The sequence below is a fragment of the Pseudoalteromonas sp. SK18 genome, assembly GCF_001974855.1.
GTDB lineage: Bacteria > Pseudomonadota > Gammaproteobacteria > Enterobacterales > Alteromonadaceae > Pseudoalteromonas.
In genome coordinates, this window is the sequence record NZ_MTQB01000009.1 from 108,586 (window position 1) to 126,621 (window position 18,036).

At 41.0% G+C, this 18,036-nt stretch carries 19 protein-coding genes; 11 read left to right on the forward strand and 8 right to left on the reverse strand.

What is annotated here, in order from left to right; genetic code table 11:
• Position 1 precedes the first annotated feature (1 nt).
• The 5 genes from BW139_RS08895 to BW139_RS08915 all read right to left on the reverse strand — a co-directional run bounded on the left by BW139_RS08895 (position 2) and on the right by BW139_RS08915 (position 5,298).
• Entirely contained in the window at positions 2-1,501 is a 1,500-nt protein-coding gene (locus tag BW139_RS08895; protein WP_076919410.1) for an efflux RND transporter periplasmic adaptor subunit, read from the reverse strand.
• Positions 1,491-2,816: a TolC family protein gene (locus tag BW139_RS08900; RefSeq protein ID WP_076919411.1), complete on the reverse strand. Its 1,326-nt coding sequence runs from the start codon at positions 2,814-2,816 to the stop codon at positions 1,491-1,493. Before BW139_RS08900 ends, BW139_RS08895 begins: the two co-directional genes overlap by 11 nt.
• A 108-nt stretch (positions 2,817-2,924) precedes the next feature.
• Entirely contained in the window at positions 2,925-3,299 is a 375-nt protein-coding gene (locus BW139_RS08905; RefSeq protein WP_076919412.1) for a hypothetical protein, read from the reverse strand.
• 62 nt (positions 3,300-3,361) lie between these two features.
• Complete coding sequence (locus BW139_RS08910; RefSeq protein ID WP_076919413.1) at positions 3,362-3,970, reverse strand: paraquat-inducible protein A; 609 nt, start codon at positions 3,968-3,970, stop codon at positions 3,362-3,364.
• A 53-nt stretch (positions 3,971-4,023) separates the two neighbouring features.
• On the reverse strand, positions 4,024-5,298 hold the full coding sequence (locus BW139_RS08915; RefSeq protein WP_008113441.1) for an EAL and HDOD domain-containing protein: 1,275 nt from the start codon (positions 5,296-5,298) through the stop codon (positions 4,024-4,026).
• Positions 5,299-5,560: 262 nt separating this feature from the next.
• On the opposite strand from BW139_RS08915, the gene BW139_RS08920 reads away from it, so the two are divergent.
• Complete coding sequence (locus BW139_RS08920) at positions 5,561-6,127, forward strand: alkylphosphonate utilization protein (RefSeq protein ID WP_008113444.1); 567 nt, start codon at positions 5,561-5,563, stop codon at positions 6,125-6,127.
• Between the two features lie 135 nt (positions 6,128-6,262).
• Positions 6,263-7,069, forward strand: coding sequence for an META domain-containing protein (locus BW139_RS08925; RefSeq protein ID WP_076919414.1), 807 nt, complete (start codon positions 6,263-6,265; stop codon positions 7,067-7,069).
• 430 nt (positions 7,070-7,499) lie between these two features.
• On the opposite strand, the gene BW139_RS08930 is transcribed toward BW139_RS08925, so the two are convergent.
• Complete coding sequence (locus BW139_RS08930; RefSeq protein WP_076919415.1) at positions 7,500-8,339, reverse strand: 23S rRNA (adenine(2030)-N(6))-methyltransferase RlmJ; 840 nt, start codon at positions 8,337-8,339, stop codon at positions 7,500-7,502.
• A 239-nt stretch (positions 8,340-8,578) separates the two neighbouring features.
• On the opposite strand from BW139_RS08930, the gene BW139_RS08935 reads away from it, so the two are divergent.
• The 9 genes from BW139_RS08935 (at position 8,579) to BW139_RS08975 (ending at position 15,834) form a co-directional block, all read left to right on the forward strand.
• Entirely contained in the window at positions 8,579-8,809 is a 231-nt protein-coding gene (locus BW139_RS08935) for a hypothetical protein (protein WP_008466311.1), read from the forward strand.
• Positions 8,809-9,114, forward strand: coding sequence for a cell division protein ZapA (locus BW139_RS08940; RefSeq protein ID WP_008466310.1), 306 nt, complete (start codon positions 8,809-8,811; stop codon positions 9,112-9,114). Before BW139_RS08935 ends, BW139_RS08940 begins: the two co-directional genes overlap by 1 nt.
• Positions 9,115-9,168: 54 nt before the next feature.
• The gene (locus tag BW139_RS08945) at positions 9,169-10,188 is read left to right on the forward strand and encodes an MBL fold metallo-hydrolase (RefSeq protein ID WP_076919416.1); all 1,020 of its coding nucleotides are present in this window, start codon (positions 9,169-9,171) and stop codon (positions 10,186-10,188) included.
• Between the two features lie 56 nt (positions 10,189-10,244).
• Positions 10,245-11,693, forward strand: coding sequence for a transglycosylase SLT domain-containing protein (locus BW139_RS08950; protein ID WP_076919417.1), 1,449 nt, complete (start codon positions 10,245-10,247; stop codon positions 11,691-11,693).
• 65 nt (positions 11,694-11,758) lie between these two features.
• Positions 11,759-12,247 carry a peptidylprolyl isomerase gene (locus BW139_RS08955; RefSeq protein ID WP_054202647.1) on the forward strand — a complete coding sequence of 163 codons (489 nt, stop codon included), beginning with the start codon at positions 11,759-11,761 and terminating at the stop codon, positions 12,245-12,247.
• 21 nt (positions 12,248-12,268) lie between these two features.
• On the forward strand, positions 12,269-12,997 hold the full coding sequence (locus BW139_RS08960) for an SDR family NAD(P)-dependent oxidoreductase (RefSeq protein ID WP_076919418.1): 729 nt from the start codon (positions 12,269-12,271) through the stop codon (positions 12,995-12,997).
• Positions 12,994-13,833: an amidohydrolase gene (locus tag BW139_RS08965; protein ID WP_076919419.1), complete on the forward strand. Its 840-nt coding sequence runs from the start codon at positions 12,994-12,996 to the stop codon at positions 13,831-13,833. The genes BW139_RS08960 and BW139_RS08965 overlap by 4 nt, the downstream gene beginning before the upstream one ends.
• A 48-nt stretch (positions 13,834-13,881) precedes the next feature.
• A complete protein-coding gene (locus tag BW139_RS08970; protein WP_076919420.1) occupies positions 13,882-15,444 on the forward strand; it encodes a S41 family peptidase in 1,563 nt (520 codons plus the stop codon).
• Positions 15,445-15,447: 3 nt separating this feature from the next.
• Positions 15,448-15,834 (forward strand): hypothetical protein, encoded by a 387-nt coding sequence (locus tag BW139_RS08975; protein WP_076919421.1) that lies wholly within the window; start codon positions 15,448-15,450, stop codon positions 15,832-15,834.
• 101 nt (positions 15,835-15,935) lie between these two features.
• Here BW139_RS08975 and BW139_RS08980 read toward each other — a convergent pair whose 3' ends face one another.
• Positions 15,936-17,111 carry a mandelate racemase/muconate lactonizing enzyme family protein gene (locus BW139_RS08980; RefSeq protein WP_008113468.1) on the reverse strand — a complete coding sequence of 392 codons (1,176 nt, stop codon included), beginning with the start codon at positions 17,109-17,111 and terminating at the stop codon, positions 15,936-15,938.
• 27 nt (positions 17,112-17,138) lie between these two features.
• Entirely contained in the window at positions 17,139-17,906 is a 768-nt protein-coding gene (locus BW139_RS08985) for a class II aldolase/adducin family protein (RefSeq protein WP_076919422.1), read from the reverse strand.
• Positions 17,907-18,036: the final 130 nt, after the last annotated feature.

Consider the following 18,036-nt stretch of genomic DNA (forward strand, 5'->3'; position numbering starts at 1 on the left):
CCTACTCGTGCTGACTATGCATAGCATGCACAGAAGTCATTGTATGGATCACAAACTCACCTTGCTCAATACTAAAGGTAAATGTAACTTCATCATTTAGCTTAAACGCCTCAATCGTTACATTTTTTGCTAACACAAAGTCCATAGTTGCAGGTCCACGCCCCCACTTTTCAATTGCCTCACGGCTGATATTCACAACTCGATTGTTAGCATCAATACTGTTAATCACTCCATTCACAGTTGCCATGCTTGGGTTGGTATCACTCATTTGCATATTGCCATGCGAGACTGCTTGCATACGCTTAAAGTCAGAGTTTTTACTCGATTCTGAATCAATTAAAAACTGTGCTGAAGTAACCACTTCATCGTCTGCCATAACACCTGATAAAATTTCGGTATTAGCAGCATCACTTCGCCCTAAAGTTACCTCGACCGATTTAAAACGACCTTCCCCTAGTGCAACTACAACACGGTTTTGGCTACCAGTGCGGATAACCGCTTCTTTAGGCACAACTAACTGTTTTTCAGCTACTTGACTATGAATACTGACTTGAGCAAACATATTAGGCTTTAACTGATGACCTTGGTTATCAAAGCGCAAGCGTACTCTTAAAGTACGGTTTTTAGCATCTAAGGTAGGGTAAATATAATCCACTTGCCCTTGCCAACGTTGGCCACTTAAATAATCGAGCGTCATGGTTACCGGCAGGCCAACACGAATGAGTTCTGCTTGGCGCTCAAATACCTCAGCCTCAACCCATACTTCATCAAGTTGAGCAATACTCATCATTGAGGTGTCAGGTTTAACATAAAAACCTTCACGAATATTAAGTTCATCAACAACGCCACCTTGGCGGGCATAAAACGTTATGTTTTGTAGCACTTGTTGGCTTTTTTGCAGGCGTGAAATGAAGCCATCAGATACATTGAGCGATTTTAATCGGGCTTTAGCGGCACGAATTAACACCTGATTATTACGCTTTAACGCTAACACAAACTCTTCTTGTGCATTCACTAACTGTGGTGAATATAAGGTATAAAGTGGCTCATCTTGTTTAACCTGATCGCCCGCGGCTTTAACGTATAAGGTTTCGACCCATCCCTCTACTCGCGGATGAATATGAATTAGCTGGTCTTGGTTGTATTGCACATAACCTACCGTGTTAACCTCATTTTCAAGTGCAGCAAACGCCACAGGCGCGGTACGCACACCTAAATTATTAATCACTGTGGGTGAAATTTTAATACTGCCTGGCCCTTCATTGGCCCCACTGTCTGACTCTTCGTAAACAGGCACTAAATCCATGCCCATGGGCGATAGACCAGGTTCGTCACGGCGATAATTACTATCCATAGGTGCCACCCAATAAAGCGGCTCTTTTTTGCTACTGGCTTTACTATCAGTTGGCATAGAGTGCTCACTAGGTAAGCTTAATAAAACCCCCGCAGTTAATGCCGCACTGCATATAGCTACCAGTGATAATTTTAAATTAGTATTCATAGCTCGGCTCCTGCTGTGGTGTATTTTTTAAGCTGGTATCATCAGCACTGGCGTAATAATTTAACCTCGCAATAATAATCTTTTGATCAACATGAATGTTTAGTGCGTCTATCTTGGCATTTAATTCACTAATACGCGCTTGCATCACATCTGAGAAATTACCATCATCGCGGGTATAGGCATTCAGGGTCGCTTGAGCTTGCTCAGCCATTTGCGGCAGTAGCTTGGTTTGATAAAGCTCAGCACGCTGATGAAGCCGTGCTAACTGACTAACTTCCTTAAAATACATTCCTTGTAGCTTTTTAAGGGCAATTAATTTTTGTGTTTTAGCTTCTTCGCTATCGGCAATGGCAGCATTTACAAGTTGATCTTGGCGGTTATCGGTAAACAGCGGTAAATCAATACTTATACCCACAGAGAAAAGGTCTGCTCGAGAGCCACCCATTGGCATATCATCGCGGTAACCGTAGCCCATATTAACGCCAATTTGCGGTTTATAGCCTTGCTCAGCCACACTTATTTGAGTTTGCTTTGCCACTATTGCATTATCCATTGCCATAATCGCAGGGTGCTTTAATAGCATGGCCATTAGTTGTTGATACTCTAACTCGGTGTAGTTTTTTAATGCTGCAAGCTGTGAAAAGTCATCACTGACAGGCTGGCTAAGCATATCGATAGGCAACCATTGTGTTAGCCGCTTTTTAGCACCTTGTAGCTGTTGCTCCAGTTGCATTAATTTATCTTCAAGGCGGGTTAACTCTAATTGCGCTCGAATAATATCTTGCTGGCGTGTTTTACCCACCGAGCTTACATAGCTTGATTCTGTAATATCAATGAGCTGGGTAAACAAGGCTTTATCTTGCTCAATTAGTGCAATACTTCGCTGCGCTCTATAAGCATTAAGCCATGACTCAGTAACTATGGTTTTTACTTGCGCAAGTCTGTCTTTACGTAGCCAAGGCTCTGCCGCAGCTGACTGAGACAGTGCCTTTTGTTGTAGTACAAGGCTATCGCCCCGACTCAGCGATTGGCTAACTCCCACCTTAAATTGGGTCATATTTTCTTGTTCAAAAGCAAAACCATTGGTTGGTAAGTTCATTAACCCTAAAGTAAGCACTGGATCGGGTAAAGTTCCCGCGGCAATACTTTTTGCTTCAATTGATGCTTGTTTTTGCTTACTGGCTTTAAGCCAAGGCTCATGGTTTAAGGCATAGTTTATTGCCTCATTTAAACCTAGTTCAGCACTGTGTACAGAGACACTAATACTCAACAAGCTGCTCACAAAAACGGCTTTTAATACTGCGAAGTGATTCATCACTTGCTCCACTTAAATTTAAAAATAACGAATGAAAACGATTAAATTTATAAGCAGATAGATGACAAAAAGCTAAATAACTAGATTTTAAATACACCTATCCTGTGATTATGCAGGCATAGGAGGACGATAAAGAGAACGTGCAAAGTTAGGTTGATGCTGCATTACAGCATGTTGCACTTTTTCAGAGGGTAATTTGGAGGCTATAAATAGTGAGTTTACATGCAAGACTGAATGCGAACTACAAGCACTCATAGGACAACTGCAATCTTGGGTTAACGTGCCTTGCTCACTGCAGCAATCCATAGACATGGTTGTTGTATCAGCGTCGTTGCTCATTGCCATATCGCTATGCTGCATAGATGCATGGGTTGCCATGTTCATATGCGGCATATCACATACCATAGATACAGACGCAACGGCTTGACCCACAAAAGTGAGTAACAAAGTTAGCGTGAGTAAAATACAGTAAATACGTTGCAATGAATTAACCTAAAATAAATAGACATTTAAAGTTTATGGTAACTACGTTTAAAACTCAATAATTAACTGGTTTTTACCACTGGCTTTATCAAACTACTGGCCGCAATGGCGAATAGACAATAGCCGGTAAAATACCAAAAACCAGTACCAAACTCAGCATGCATATTAAGTAAGTCTTCTGAGTTCGCGTTTGCATTACCAGCCATGTAAGCCACGATTAATGCAATAACAAACACATCCACCATACTCCATTTACTTAAAGCGATAATCACCTTACCAAGCTTGTGTTTAAATGAAGTCTCCTTTAATACACAATACAACAATTGAAGCAGCAGCTTAATTGTTGGGATCACCATTGAAAAAAACGCTACTAATATCGCCACTAAGTAGTTTTTGTTATCGGCTAGTTCGTTAACGGTGCCCCAAATACTGCGTGTTTTTTGATAAGCGCTGATCTCGCCTTCAAGTTTGTCTAATCCCAACATACTCGAGATCATCATTAGCATATTACGGGTGTTTTGATTTCCTTCATCTGCCAGCATTTCAATACCGGCTTGCGCTAGTTTAGATTTATCAATTTTGCCTTCCATACTCAACACAGGTTGAGTCACCCCAGGGATTAATAAAGCTAAGGCGATTAAAATAGTGGTGATAGGTAAAAATAAACGCATGCTGTTGTACTAAATAAAATCAATATGTGCCAATCATACCCAAACGTTATACGTTAGTCTTGCTCAATAATAGTGGCCAATAGTTCATCCGCATACTGGCGTGCATCCAACATGGCGCTAAATACGGTCTCAATATTCGAGGCTGGGCGAATAGTCTCTAACAACTTTGTAGCTAATTGCCAGTTATCTTCCTCTACCGCTTTGACTAAATGCAATGAGTTACCCATCATGCCTTCAAAACTTAATAATGCACCAGATAACTCAGCTCCTAAACTAAACTCTTTAGCAATAGCTTCCAGCTCCATATCTAAAATAGCATCAAGTACCGACATTAAGCCGACTAAATAACCTTGTTCTGCAATGACTTTTCCGCCAGGCTCTAAAATTATTTGCATAAACTGCGCTCGACATAAGCCTAAACGAGTAAGTTCACTGGGCTTATCTGAGCCAAGCTCACTAAGCGCTAAAACCCGTACAAACTTTCTAATAGAGTCTTCCCCTAAATACACAACCGCTTGAGGAATAGACGTAATCACTAGATTTTTATTAGCTGAGCGAGCATTTACTAATTTAAGAACACGTGCAGTTAAACCCACATCTTTAGAAATACGTTGATTAATTTCATTAAAATCTAAGTCTGTGCGTGATGTGCAACGCAGTAAATCTAAAACTGCCATTTTTAAGGGTTCAATATTGCTGTAACTGAGCATTTCTGGATGTGCAAAAAAGAACCCTTGAAAATAATCGCATCCAGCCTCTTTCAGTTGCCTGAACTCTTCATAAGTTTCAATTCGCTCTACCACTATTTTAATATTAGGAAAGTTGCGTTTGAGTTTTTTCAGCAGCATGCTGGTTTTTATTACCGGTTCTTCAACTTCAAGCTTTATAAAATCTACCAAACCGAGCAAAGGTTGCCATTTTTCGTGTGCGTCGTAATCATCTAACGCAAATACATACCCTTCCTTCTTTAACTCGGTTACTCGTTGAGCAACCAGCTCTATATTTTCAGTGCGCTCAACAATTTCAATTACGGTATTTTCTGGCTGCAATAATTTAGGTAAATCCTCTAAAAGCCCCTCACTCGATAAATTAATAAACGCAGTTTTATTGAGCGTTAGCTTTTCAATACCAACCAACATTAGCGCATTAAAAAAAAGTCGTCCTGTAGCTTGCCCGTCAGTTGTTCCTACAGGAAAAGCATTATTAACTGAATCGCGATAGAGCAACTCATAAGCAAAAATGCTTTTATCACCGTCAAAAATTGGTTGCCTAGCAATATATTGAGTGACCAAAATAGATGAATTTTTTACGTCTGAAATATTTGGCATTAACCTTCCTGCTTAACAATGATGTCATCATTATTTTTATTATTTAATCAGTATAGTGAAACTTTAAATACTTGCAGTAATTTTAATTAGATTAAAAAACAAGCAGGTAAGTTTAAATTTATACACTTAAAACCAGCAGATTAGTATCCTTATTTTTTATAAGGTTTTATTGCTTGTCGCCGCCCTGAGCATACCCAAAACCTGTGCTTATAAGGTATAATATAGGCACTATTTACTTATAAACTCACAAGAGCCACCAAAAATGAGCATTGAACAAGCCTTAATAGAGCGTAGCAGTAACCAATGTGAACTCTGCGCAGCAACCAACAACTTAACTGTTTACGAAGTCCCTCCTGTTACAGAAGCTCATTCGGATAAATGCATTTACACCTGTCAAACATGTAAAGATCAAATAGAGGGAAATAGCGATTTAACCCCAACCCATTGGCATTGCTTAAATGACAGTATGTGGAGTCAAACACCGGCGGTACAAGTTGTGGCTTATCGCATGCTGACTCAGTTAGCAGCTGATAACGGCTGGGCACAAGACGCACTTGATATGATTTACCTTGAAGAAGATACATTAACATGGGCGCAGCAAGCACTTGCTGAAGATGATGATATTAAACACATTGATAGCAATGGTGTGGTACTACAAGCTGGCGACACCGTCACGTTAATAAAAGATTTAGATGTGAAAGGTAGTAGCTTAACAGCAAAACGCGGTACTGCCGTTCGCAATATTGGCTTAACCAGCAACCCTGAACATATTGAAGGGCGTGTTGATGGACAGCGTATTGTAATTTTAACTAAATACGTAAAAAAATAAGTAACGAATCAAGGCGCGTAGCGCCTTTTTTTATATCTCAACTTTCTTTATTTGCTGTATTTGCTAGTTAAGCAATGATTAAGCAATTCAACCGTATGCTAACGACCATATACCATATTCCATTAAGGAACTACTATGTTCTCATCTAAGCCAAATTCAATGTTAAAGTCGATTGCAGGCCTGTGTTTTATATCAAGTGGCGCACTTATGCTGAGCGCATGTAACGACGATACCGCACAGCAAACTAGCGCTGTGGCGCAAACAACAGCGACCTTACCGGTGCAAGTTAGTTACTTAGATCGCAGTCTATTAGCGCCTAATTCACAGCTAACCGTTACCTTGGTTGATGTGTCAAAAATGGATGTGGCAGCAACCGTAATTTCTGAGCAGGTGATTGATTTAGTGGGCGCACCGCCTTACCAAGTAGAGCTTGAGTACAACCGTGAAAAAATTGACCAAACTCACCGCTACAGCGTGCGTGCAACCATTAATAATCAAGGGAAATTAATTTACACCAGTACAACCAGTAACTCGCCTTTTGCTGATACTAGCTCATCTGAACCTTTAGAGATTATTGTTTCAAAAGTAGCGCCAAAGCCAGACGTTGATTTAGTAAATACCTACTTCAAAGCAGTTTCAATCGACGGCAACCCCGTTGTAGTGAATACCAAAGAACCATTTATTCAATTTAATAGTGACAACACTGTGCACGGCTTTTTAGGGTGCAATAACTTTAATGGCGGTTATGAAGTATCGAAGCAAATGGTTACTTTTACCCAGTTAGCAACCACGCAAAAAATGTGTCATGACAATATGGAACAAGAAAGCGCAATGGCAGGTGTGCTGCAAGCAGCATCGCAATGGCAAATTAACGGTGAAAAGTTAGTATTACAAAATGAGGCAGGCAAACAACTTGCAACCTTTAACGCTGTTTACTTTTAATTAAGCGTAACAATACTCCGCATCTAAGTAGATCAGTATAAAGCCCAGTTAAACTAGGGTCTGTTGATCTTTCAAGGTTAAATTTGCAGCAGTCTGTTTGGTATTTAGGCAAGGCAGAGCCTATGTGGTGTGGTTATTCCCCATAAATAGGCGATAACGCAGCATCAATGCCAAACAGGCGCTGCCCGAAGGGTTCTGCCTAGGGGCGATTTACTCTTTGTTGCCTACATGGATGTAGGTAAGGGGCGTGAGCAGGACGCGGAAGCTTTGCTTGGTTTTTACTTATTCTTACATGGATGTAAGCCAGTAGAATAACGCAGGAGCAGTTATCGAGCCCACTAGGTTACAAACCTCCCGCCGCGATTAAACCGCCCCTAGTTTGAACAAATTTTAATCCGCAAAGGTCAACAGACCCTAGGCTTTTTTATTTTTATTCGGCGACTAACTGCTCGCTACGGTAAAAGCCACCTGGCTTACTCAACAAACTTACTAGTTCAGGCAACACGTCATCCATTGCTTGCTTTAATTTCCATGGTGGGTTTATTACTATCATTCCAGAGGCGGTCATACCATGTACATCAGTATCAGCTTCGGTACCTAATTCAAATAATTGAATATTTCTAATTCCCGCGTCAATTAATCCCTGCTCCATAGTATCAATACGTTCTCTGTCTACAACCGGATACCAAATCATGTAAGTCCCTGTCGCGAAGCGCTGATGGGCTTTGACAATGGTTTGTACTACCGTATTGTAATCGTCTTTTATTTCATAAGGTGGGTCTATTAACACGCAGGCTCTGCGTGAAGCTGGCGGTAATAAACCAATTAAGCCCGCAAACCCATTTTCGCCGCGCACCCGAATAGAGCGTTTACCTTGCATGTTTTCTTCAAGTAATACCAAATCTCGCGGATGTAACTCAAAAAACCAGCCCTTATCTTGACGACGTAAAAAGTGTTCGGCGATTTTTGGTGAGCCTGGGTAAAACGCCAGAGACGAGCTCTCATTAAACGATTTTATTAACTCAATGTAGTCATTTAGTGCGCTATGCTGACTAGTATGTTGCCAAAGTTTTTCAATACCGTCTTGGTACTCTTGGGTTTTTTGCGCGTCTGGTGCTGCCAGTTCAAAAAAACCAGCCCCCGAATGCGTATCAATATAGTCAAGCGGCTTATCTTTTATAGTTTGATAACCCAGCACTTGCGCTAGTACTAAATGTTTAAGTACATCGGCAGGGTTACCCGCATGAAAGGAGTGTCTGTAACTAAGCATTATTTATTTTCGCCATACGCTATTTAATAAAATTAGTGAACCATAAAGCACACTACTTTGGCAATCGATACCAGCTTTAGCTAGTGTTTACGTGAACCATTTATGAATGAAAAAGCCAATAGCATGAATTATCCCTTAACATAGAATAAAAATCACCTAAAACCAGCGTAAATGCTGGCAAATAAACACACTTTGCTTTACATTTGCATGACATTAATTACAGTTATATGAGCGCATTTATGAACAACAATACTCTTCAACAACTCGAACAACTGATCGACCAACTAATTACCCGTAATAATCAGTTGCAAACTGATATTTCAGAGCTTAAAGAACAAAATAGTAAACTGCTTGATGAAAATGAATTATTACAGTTAGAGGCTCTCGAAAACGAAGAAAAGCAAAAAGATGCAAGCACCACCTTGTCATCATTATTAGATAAATTACAAAGCGCACAACAGGCAAGCTAATGTCTGAGCTGCAAAACCAGCGAGTCACTGTTGAATTGCTTGGGAAAGAGCAGCAATTTGCTTGTCCGGCTGGGCAAGAAGAGGCACTAAAAGCGGCCGCTAAAAATTTGAATGATTTAGTTGAACAAATGAAACAACGTTCAACGGTCAGAAACGATCAAAAAGCATTATTAATGGCTGCGTTGAACTTAAGCCACGAATTGCTTGAAGCAAAAACGCAAAAGTCAGTTGAACTTGAACATCAAGATCAACTGATTGATAAGCTGAGTCAGTACTTAAGCTCGAACCCTGAGCACATTAAATAAAAGCGCATTTTGCGCTTTTTTTGTTTTTACCGTCAAAATACAGCTAGAGAAAAGATGAAACCATTTTTAACTAAAGCTCAAAAAATAGGTAAGTGCTTACTGCCTTTAATCGGCCTATTTATACATACAAAAAGCAATGCAGCAGTTGAGTGGCAATCGTTATCGGCTAATATTCAATTTATCCAGCAGCCAGATAGGTTACGTTTTTACGACTCTAATCAAGTGTTAATTCAGGGCAGTGAATGTGCCTTACTGGTAGATGCCAGTGGTAACTTTGCAGCAGTAGAACAACTGGTTACCGAACTAAAACAACAGCTAAAGACGCCTTTATGTTACTTGGTTGCAACTCATTTTCATGACGATCACTTGCTGGGCATGGCGGTTATGCAGCATTACTTCCCAGACGCAAAACTGATTACTCACCAACAAGTCGCTAACGATTTTTCGCGTTATCAGCAAGCATTAACAGACAAGCTAGAGGGGTTCGAGAAAAGCATTGAGCTGAGCTATCAGCGATTAGCCACCTTACCCGATGCTGAGCAAACTCAATGGCGAGAAAAGCTCACTCGCGCTAAAACACGCTTATTTCGCTGGCAAGGCTATCAACTAACACCACCAAAAATGAGTATTAGTGAATCTAAAACATTAGATTTAGGTGGCTATACGCTCACTATAAGCCCGCATCAGGCACATACTAATGGCGATTTAACATTACTTGCCGACAAGGGTAAAACCTTAATAGGTGGTGATATAATTGACTGGCTACCCTACCCAGGGCATGGCGAGCTTAAGCAATGGCAAAACTTATTAAAAAAATATATAAATAATAATACGCTGTCACTTTTCATTCCTGGCCATGGCGATTTGGTAGATAAAGTTAAATTAAAACAATCACTCACGTTTTTAGAAGCAATTACGGAGCATGCTAAAAACAACCCCGACGCCAATATTGAGCAATTACAAAAAAACTTTCCAAGTGAAGCTCTAAAACCTTATCAACAAGAACCACTTGATATAAAATCAAGTCACTTGTTTTTGCAATCGGGATTACTTCGCGCTAAAAACAGCCAATAACTGAACACAATGGATTGTGTTAAAATATGGAAATATATTTTTTAAAAAGGAATAAAATGCGTCACTTGATCTTATGCTTTGCCATTGTATTGCTATGTAGCTGTAAAACCACACAGCCAGAGATCATTGCGCCTGTAGTCCCTGCACCTTTAGAGCAAAAAGCCGCACAATCAAAAACGCCAACCTCTACACACACCAACAAAGTTATTAATAAAAAAACAATACCAAAAGCCCTAAAAGTGACTCAACCGACTGACTTATGGGCACATATTGCTGATAACTTACATTTACCGGTTGAGCAAAATCAGGCGTTAAAAAAACGCATTAACTGGTATTTAAAACAGCCGAATTATTTAAAAATAGTGTCTCGCCGTTCAGAGCCTTTTTTATATCATATCGTAAGAAAAGTAGAGCAAAAGCAGCTCCCCATGGAACTGGCATTACTGCCATTTGTAGAAAGTGGCTTTAGGCCTACCGCCCGCTCAAGTGAGCACGCTGTGGGTGTGTGGCAACTGGTTGCAGCAACCGCGCATCATTTTGGGGTTAAATCTGATCAATGGTACGACGGACGCCAAGATGTATTGGCCTCAACCGATGCGGCACTTGATTACTTAAGCTATTTACATAAACGTTTTGATGGTAATTGGCTGCATGCACTTGCTGCCTATAATACCGGTGAAGGTCGAGTTAAGCGCGCTATAAAACGCAATCAAAAACGAGGTAAATCAACTGACTTTTGGGCACTAACCCTACCAAAAGAAACCGCTGACTATGTACCAAAACTATTAGCACTAAGCTATTTAGTAAAACACCCTAAGGCAAAGTTTAAACGCCCAAAGCTTCCTTATAAAGCACTGACTACCTCGTTAAATGTGGCAAAACAGTTTGATTTTTCAATTATGGCCAAGCTCTCTGGTATGGGTGCAAAACAGCTACATGCTCTTAATCGAGGCTATTTAAAAAACCAAAGCTCCCCCCACGGCCCGCACACTTTGTTACTCCCTATTGAGCAACAAGCTTTATTAAAAAACCGCTTTTTTAAAGCCAATTTTGCAGGGGAATACATAGTCAAAAAAAATGACACGCTATACGGTATTGCTAGGCATTTTGGCTTGCCCTTAAAAGTACTAAAACAGCTCAATAATAAGCAAAATAACTTTATTGGCGTTGGCGAAAAACTTGTTTTAGGGGAGCCGCAAACTTTGCCTGAGTCGCTCACTATTAACTATAAAATAAGCCCTTACTTGGAACAAAAAGAGCCAGTCATTCCAACCATCGAGGTAGATTACCACGTTAAATCCGGTGACAACCTGTGGAATATAAGTCAGTTATACGGCGTTGCTCATAGCGATTTAGCACGTTGGAATAAATTATCAGCATCTAGCGTATTAAAGCCTGGGACTCAGTTAGTTTTATTTATACCCCAAGCCGCTGCACCTAAAGCCACACCGGCTAAAAAAGATCTGTTACTCGATTTACAAAATACATTAAATCATCCCCGTTAAGTTTCTAAAGCACAGTATTTCGCGTAAAATTGTTTTTAATTCATTTAAAACTCAAAGAGACAAGCATGCAAATCAGTAAAAATTCGGCCGTTGAATTTCATTACACCCTTAGCGAAGCGGGTGAACAAATAGAAAGCAGCCTAAACGACGCGCCATTAAGTTACATTCACGGCAGCGAAGGCATGCTACCCGGTTTAGAAACCGCACTTGAAGGTAAAACTGCTGGTGATAAATTTAGCGTTACGTTATCTCCAAGTGAATCATACGGTGAGCGTGTTGATGACTTAATTCAACGCATCCCGCTTAAGCACTTACAAGGCGATGTAAAAGTATGGAAGCCTGGTATGACTGCGATGGTGCAATCAAATCAAGGTCGCCATCAAGTGACTATCGTAAAAGTAGGCCGCTTTAATGCTGATTGTGATTTAAACCACCCATTTGCTGGTAAAACACTGACCTTTGATGTTGAGGTTGTATCAGTTCGTGAAGCAACAAGCGAAGAAATCTCTCATGGCCACGTTCATGCTGAAGGTGGTTGCGGCCACGCACATTAATTGCTAATTAAAGGAACAAGTATGTCAAAAGTTGCAATAGTAACCGGTGGCTCTAAAGGCATTGGCTTTGCTGTGGTACAGCGATTATTAACGAGCGGCTATCAGGTTCATAACTTAGATATTGAGCCCAGTGAGAGTGGTGTTTTTCATCAATGTGATGTTAGTGATGTAACCGCCGTACGCCAGTGTATACAGGCTATTATTGAAAAAACACAACGAATTGATGTACTTGTTTCAAATGCTGGTAAACATTTAAGTGCCACAATTGAGCAAACCGATGAAGCGACATTCGATGCGCTAATGGCACTTAATGTTAAAGGTGCGTACGCGGCTATACAAAGCGTATTACCAGCCATGAAAGCACAGCAAGATGGCGCTATTGTGTTAATTGCCTCAGATCAGGCCATTATTGGTAAACAAAACTCATTTGCTTATAACCTGACTAAACATGCATTGGCTTCAATGGCTAAAACCACCGCCTTGGATTACGCAAGCTTTAATATTCGCGCTAATGCAGTGTGCCCTGGCACCATAGAAACACCGTTATTTCATAATGCAATTGATGCATATTGTAAAAGAAGTGGTGCTAACAAAACCGATATTGTTGCAGAAGAAGCCGCCTTACAACCGCTCAACCGTTTAGGCCAAGCCGATGAAGTAGCTGCACTGGTAAGCTTTTTAGTAAGTGCAGATGCCAGCTTTATTACTGGCAGCTTGCAACGTATTGATGGCGGCTACACAGCACAATGAGCACTAAAATTATTGACCCGCATCTGCACTTTTTTAATTTGCTGGAGGGTCAATACACCTGGCTGCAAGGTGCTAACCCACCCGCTTGGCCTAACTTAGATAAAATAAAACAACCGATTAGCGTTGCTAAACTAATCAAAAATACGGACTTTGAACTCGTTGGTTTAGTGCACATAGAAGCAGGCTTTGATAATAACCAGCCCGTTAAAGAGTTAAACTGGTTAGCCAACCATATTAAAACCATACCTTATAAAGCGATTAGCTTTGCAACAATTAACCAGCCAAATAACGCATTTAAACTAGCACTTCAGCAGCTAGAACATTGCTCTCTTGTAGGCATTAGAGATATCACTGAAGGTCATGATGCTGAGCGCTTATTGAGCCCACATTGCCTCGATAACCTGCGGCACTTGAGCCAATTAAAGCTGCATTTTGAAGCCCAATTTGAAGTAGAAAACCTCAACATCACCGAGCGGCTCATTTCTTATGCCAACCAAGTTAGTGACTTACAAATAATCATTAATCACACTGGGCTTGCACACAACCTTGCTAACTGGACAGCTGCAATTGAACTACTTGCAAAGCAGCCTAATGTTGCGATTAAGTTTTCAGGTTTTGAGTTACTCATGCTTAATAGCGAGCAGCAAAGCCAATGTTTTAAACATATATTAAAGCATTTTGGTATGCAAAGAGTGATGTTTGCTAGCAACTTCCCCGTGTGCCAAATTAACATTAACTACAATGAGTTATGGCAACATTACCGCACTCTATGTGACGATACTATTATCTGGCAGCACCTGAGTTACAAAAATGCAGCGCGCCTCTATCAACTCTAAATAAAAACCGCTATATTTAGCTCAACAGTTTAAAAAACGAGCATGCGTATGGCCATTTTTAATTCATCTTCTCTTAAATACACATTACTCCCTTTTTCGCTAGCCGCTTTCTTAACAGGTTGTGGCGGTGGAGGTAGCGACAATGCGACCAACCCAACAACGGATAATAGCGGCTGGACTTCAGGTGTATTTGCTAGCTCAGGACAATTTAAAGGTCAATGCCAAGCAATTAATGAAAAAAACTGGCTACGCTCTTGGAGTAACGAAACCTACCTATGGTATGACGAAATTATTGATACCAATCCGGCATTAACGTCAGGCGTTATTGATTACTTTAATACTTTAAAAACTGAGCAACTGACTGAATCGGGTGCGCAAAAAGATAATTTTCACTTTAGTTTGCCGACCGATGAGTGGCAAAGACAAAGCCAATCTGGCCTGAGCTTTGGTTATGGCTTTAACATAAAAATAATTGCAGGTAGTGCGCCACGCCAAGCAGTTGTTAGCTACACCGAACCAAATACCCCAGCTAGTAATCAAAATATTATTCGTGGTTTTGAGCTTTTAGAAGTTGATGGCGTTGATTTTATTAACACCACCTCATCGAGCGAGGTAGGTATTATTAATGCAGGTTTATTCCCCGAGCAAACCGGTAAAGTTACCGAATTTGTATTTAGGGATATCAGTACCAATGAAAATCGCACTGTTACGCTCACGTCTCAAAATATCGAATCGCAACCAGTAATGAATGTTCGTACTGATTTAGCAAACGGTGATGTAGGTTATTTTCAATTTAATAGCCACAACGCTATAGCCGAGACACAGCTTTACAACGCCTTTAACCAACTCGCTGCCAGTAGCATTAAAGATTTAGTCATTGACGTGCGCTATAACGGAGGGGGACTATTACAAATGGCTAGCCAAGTAGGCTACATGGTAGGGGGCAGTAACACGCAGGGCAAAATATTTGAACGCACTATTTTTAACGATAAATACCCCAATACTAACCCTGTGACAGGGCAAACACTGACACCGATGCCTTTTACAAATCGTTTTGTTGGTTTTGAAAGCAATCCTGCAATTGTAGCAGGCACGCCGTTACCCACCTTGAACTTGGAAAGGGTATTTTTACTCACCACCAGCAGTACCTGCTCGGCTAGTGAGGCTATTATTAACGGGCTGCGCGGAGCAGATGTTGAAATTATTCAGATAGGCGCAGGCACCTGTGGTAAACCCTATGGCTTTTACCCTACCGATAACTGCGACACCACTTATTTTACCATTCAATTTACTGGCGAAAACAACAAAGGTTTTGGTGAGTATTCAGATGGCTTTGCACCGCAAAATACTATTGATGACGTACGCCAACCGGTTCGTATTGCGGGGTGTGCTGTTGCTGATGACTTTACTAAACGCTTAGGTGATGCTAGTGAAGGTTTACTCGATACTGCGCTGAGCTATAGAGCAACCGGCAGTTGCCCAGCTCCAAGCTCGATAAATAGTGTTCTTGGTTTTGCGCCCACTATCGCCACCGATATGCCTGAAGTAAAAGACGCGCGAATTCAGACTGTACTTAAACAGAATATTATTCTTAGCGATAACATGAGATAAGCAATGAAGATTTTATTAGCAATAAGCATGGCTGCAGCGACATTAGGGCTAACGGGTTGCTTAGCGCAAAGCTCAGAACCCACACCTAAGTTGCAACATGCGTTACTGGTTGAGCCAAATAGCGCTAAAGTAGCCGAGGCTATTACGCAACTGCTACATAGCTCGCAGGTTCAATTAGCCGATGACGTTTTTGTAACCTCAAGCACAGTTACACTTGAGCAACTTAATCACAAAGACCCTCAGGGAAATCCGATTATGGGCAAGCAGCTTAATATGCCGGATCAGTTTGAACTGATGATTAAGGGAGAGCGCTGTTTTGTTCGCCATCTTGATAGCAAAGCAACCATCGAACTAAAACAGGTACTTTGTAAAATAAATCCACAGCGATAAAAAAGCCGGTAAGTGAGTTATCACTTACCGGCTATTCATAAATAGAGCTATTTAACCTGAACTCTGGATAATAAATCCATCTCAAGCAGAGTTCAGGTTATTTATTTTATTTCTACACGTTGTGAGCGCATTACAATTTCATCATTAAGCTCAATCCCAAGACCTGGTTCTTCTGATACTTCAAAAAAGCCATTTTTAGGTTGTGGATCTTGCAAGCATAATTCTCGGTTCCACTTTTTAATCGCATAAGTATGATGTTCATGGATTAAAAAGTTAGGGATCGCTGTTTCTAAGTGCAATGCTGCCGCGGTTGCAACCGGCCCACCACATACGTGTGCCTGAATACGCACGTCAAATATATCGGCGTAATCACATACTTTTTTTGTTTCAGTAAAGCCACCACATAAACCAATATCTGGCTGCAATACATCAATACTTTGATCTTCCAAATATGGACGCACGCCCCAACGGTTATATAAGCGCTCGCCGCCTGCAATAGGTACAGCCACTTTATCAGCCACTTTGGCATGTAACGAATGGTTCAAATAATTCACTGGCTCTTCAAAATACATACAGTCGAATTCTTCTGCAATCTCACCAATTTGAATTGCTGATGTCGCACCCGGTAAACTGTGGCATTCAAAAATAATATCGACTTCGTCACCCACGGCTTCACGAATAGCTTGCATACGGGCACGGTATAGTTTCATTTCTGGGCGGGAAATAATATTTGTACGATCGTAATAGGTATTGCCATCTTTATCATATTGAATTGGGTCAACTTTTACTGCATCGTAACCTTCTGCAATTGCCTTAAGCGCCGCTTCGGCATATTCTTGTGGCTGCACCAATGCTTTAAATTCGCTGTCCCAGTCAAACTGTAACTGTGATGCATAAGTACGTAGTTTGTCGTTAACTTTACCACCAAGTAACTGATAAACAGGTAAACCCAATGCTTTACCTTTTATATCCCAAAGCGCCGTATCAATTGCACTCATTGCTGCATAAACTACAGGCCCACCGCCTAAACCCCAAAAGCTTTCACGCAACATACGTGACCATAGTTTTTCAGTTTGAAAAGGGTCATGGCCAATTAAAAAGGCATCGGCCATTTCTTTGATCATCGCAGCGGCAGCGCTGTGACCTAGGTCATAGGCAAGGCCGGCTTCACCTACACCGCTAATCCCTTCATCGGTATGAATGCGAACAAATACCGGCGTCCATGCAGGACGTTCAGGACAATGAATATCAAAGACTTCAACGCGATTTACTTTCATAAAAAATTCCTTATTAACCTTTATTGGTTACTTTGCAAAACTTGGGTCAAGACGATACGCTTTTCGTAACATGGCAGGCCATGCTAGCTGCCCCCCAGTACTGCCGCTGTGAACAACGTTCGCTTGGTTATAAATGTTATCAATAATAGCTTGCGGTACTGCAATCGCTTGTTGTGCACTTGATTGAATAGCTAACTGTATTTCACAGGCACGCTGAAGGTCATAAAAGCGCATAAACGCATCACCTACTGTTGGCCCTACCGTTAAGCCGCCGTGGTTCACCAATAGCATATGATTGGTGGTGCCTAAATCTGTTTGCAGGCGTTTACGCTCATCATCATTCACCGCTAGACCTTCATAACCATGGTAAGACAGAGAAGGTAATGAAAACATCGAATACTGACTTAACGGTAACAGCCCTTCTTTTTGTGTTGCAACTGCAATGGTTTCTTTGGTGTGCAGGTGTATGACGCAATGGGCATCCTCGCGTACTTCATGAATGGCACTGTGAATGGTGAACCCCGCAGGGTTAATATCAAATGGAGTATCGTCAATAATGCGGCCATTTAAATCGACTTTAACTAAGTTAGATGCAGTGATCTCATCAAACGTTAAACCAAACGCGTTTACTAAATAATGATCCGTACCCGGTAAGCGAGCAGAAAGGTGCGTATAAATTAAATCCCCCCAACGAAAATGGTCTACCAATCGATAACATGCGGCTAAATCAATACGTAGTTGCCACTCTTGTTCTGATACTTTATTTTTTAAATCGAGCTGGGGTAAATCAAACATAACAAGCCTTTTAAAACACAGCATAGCGCTAGTGATTGTAGATGTTTAGAAGTCTAAATGAGTATTCGCATGATGGCAATCACCAAATAAAAAAGCCACACAAAGGTGTGGCTCTTTTTAGATTGCGTTA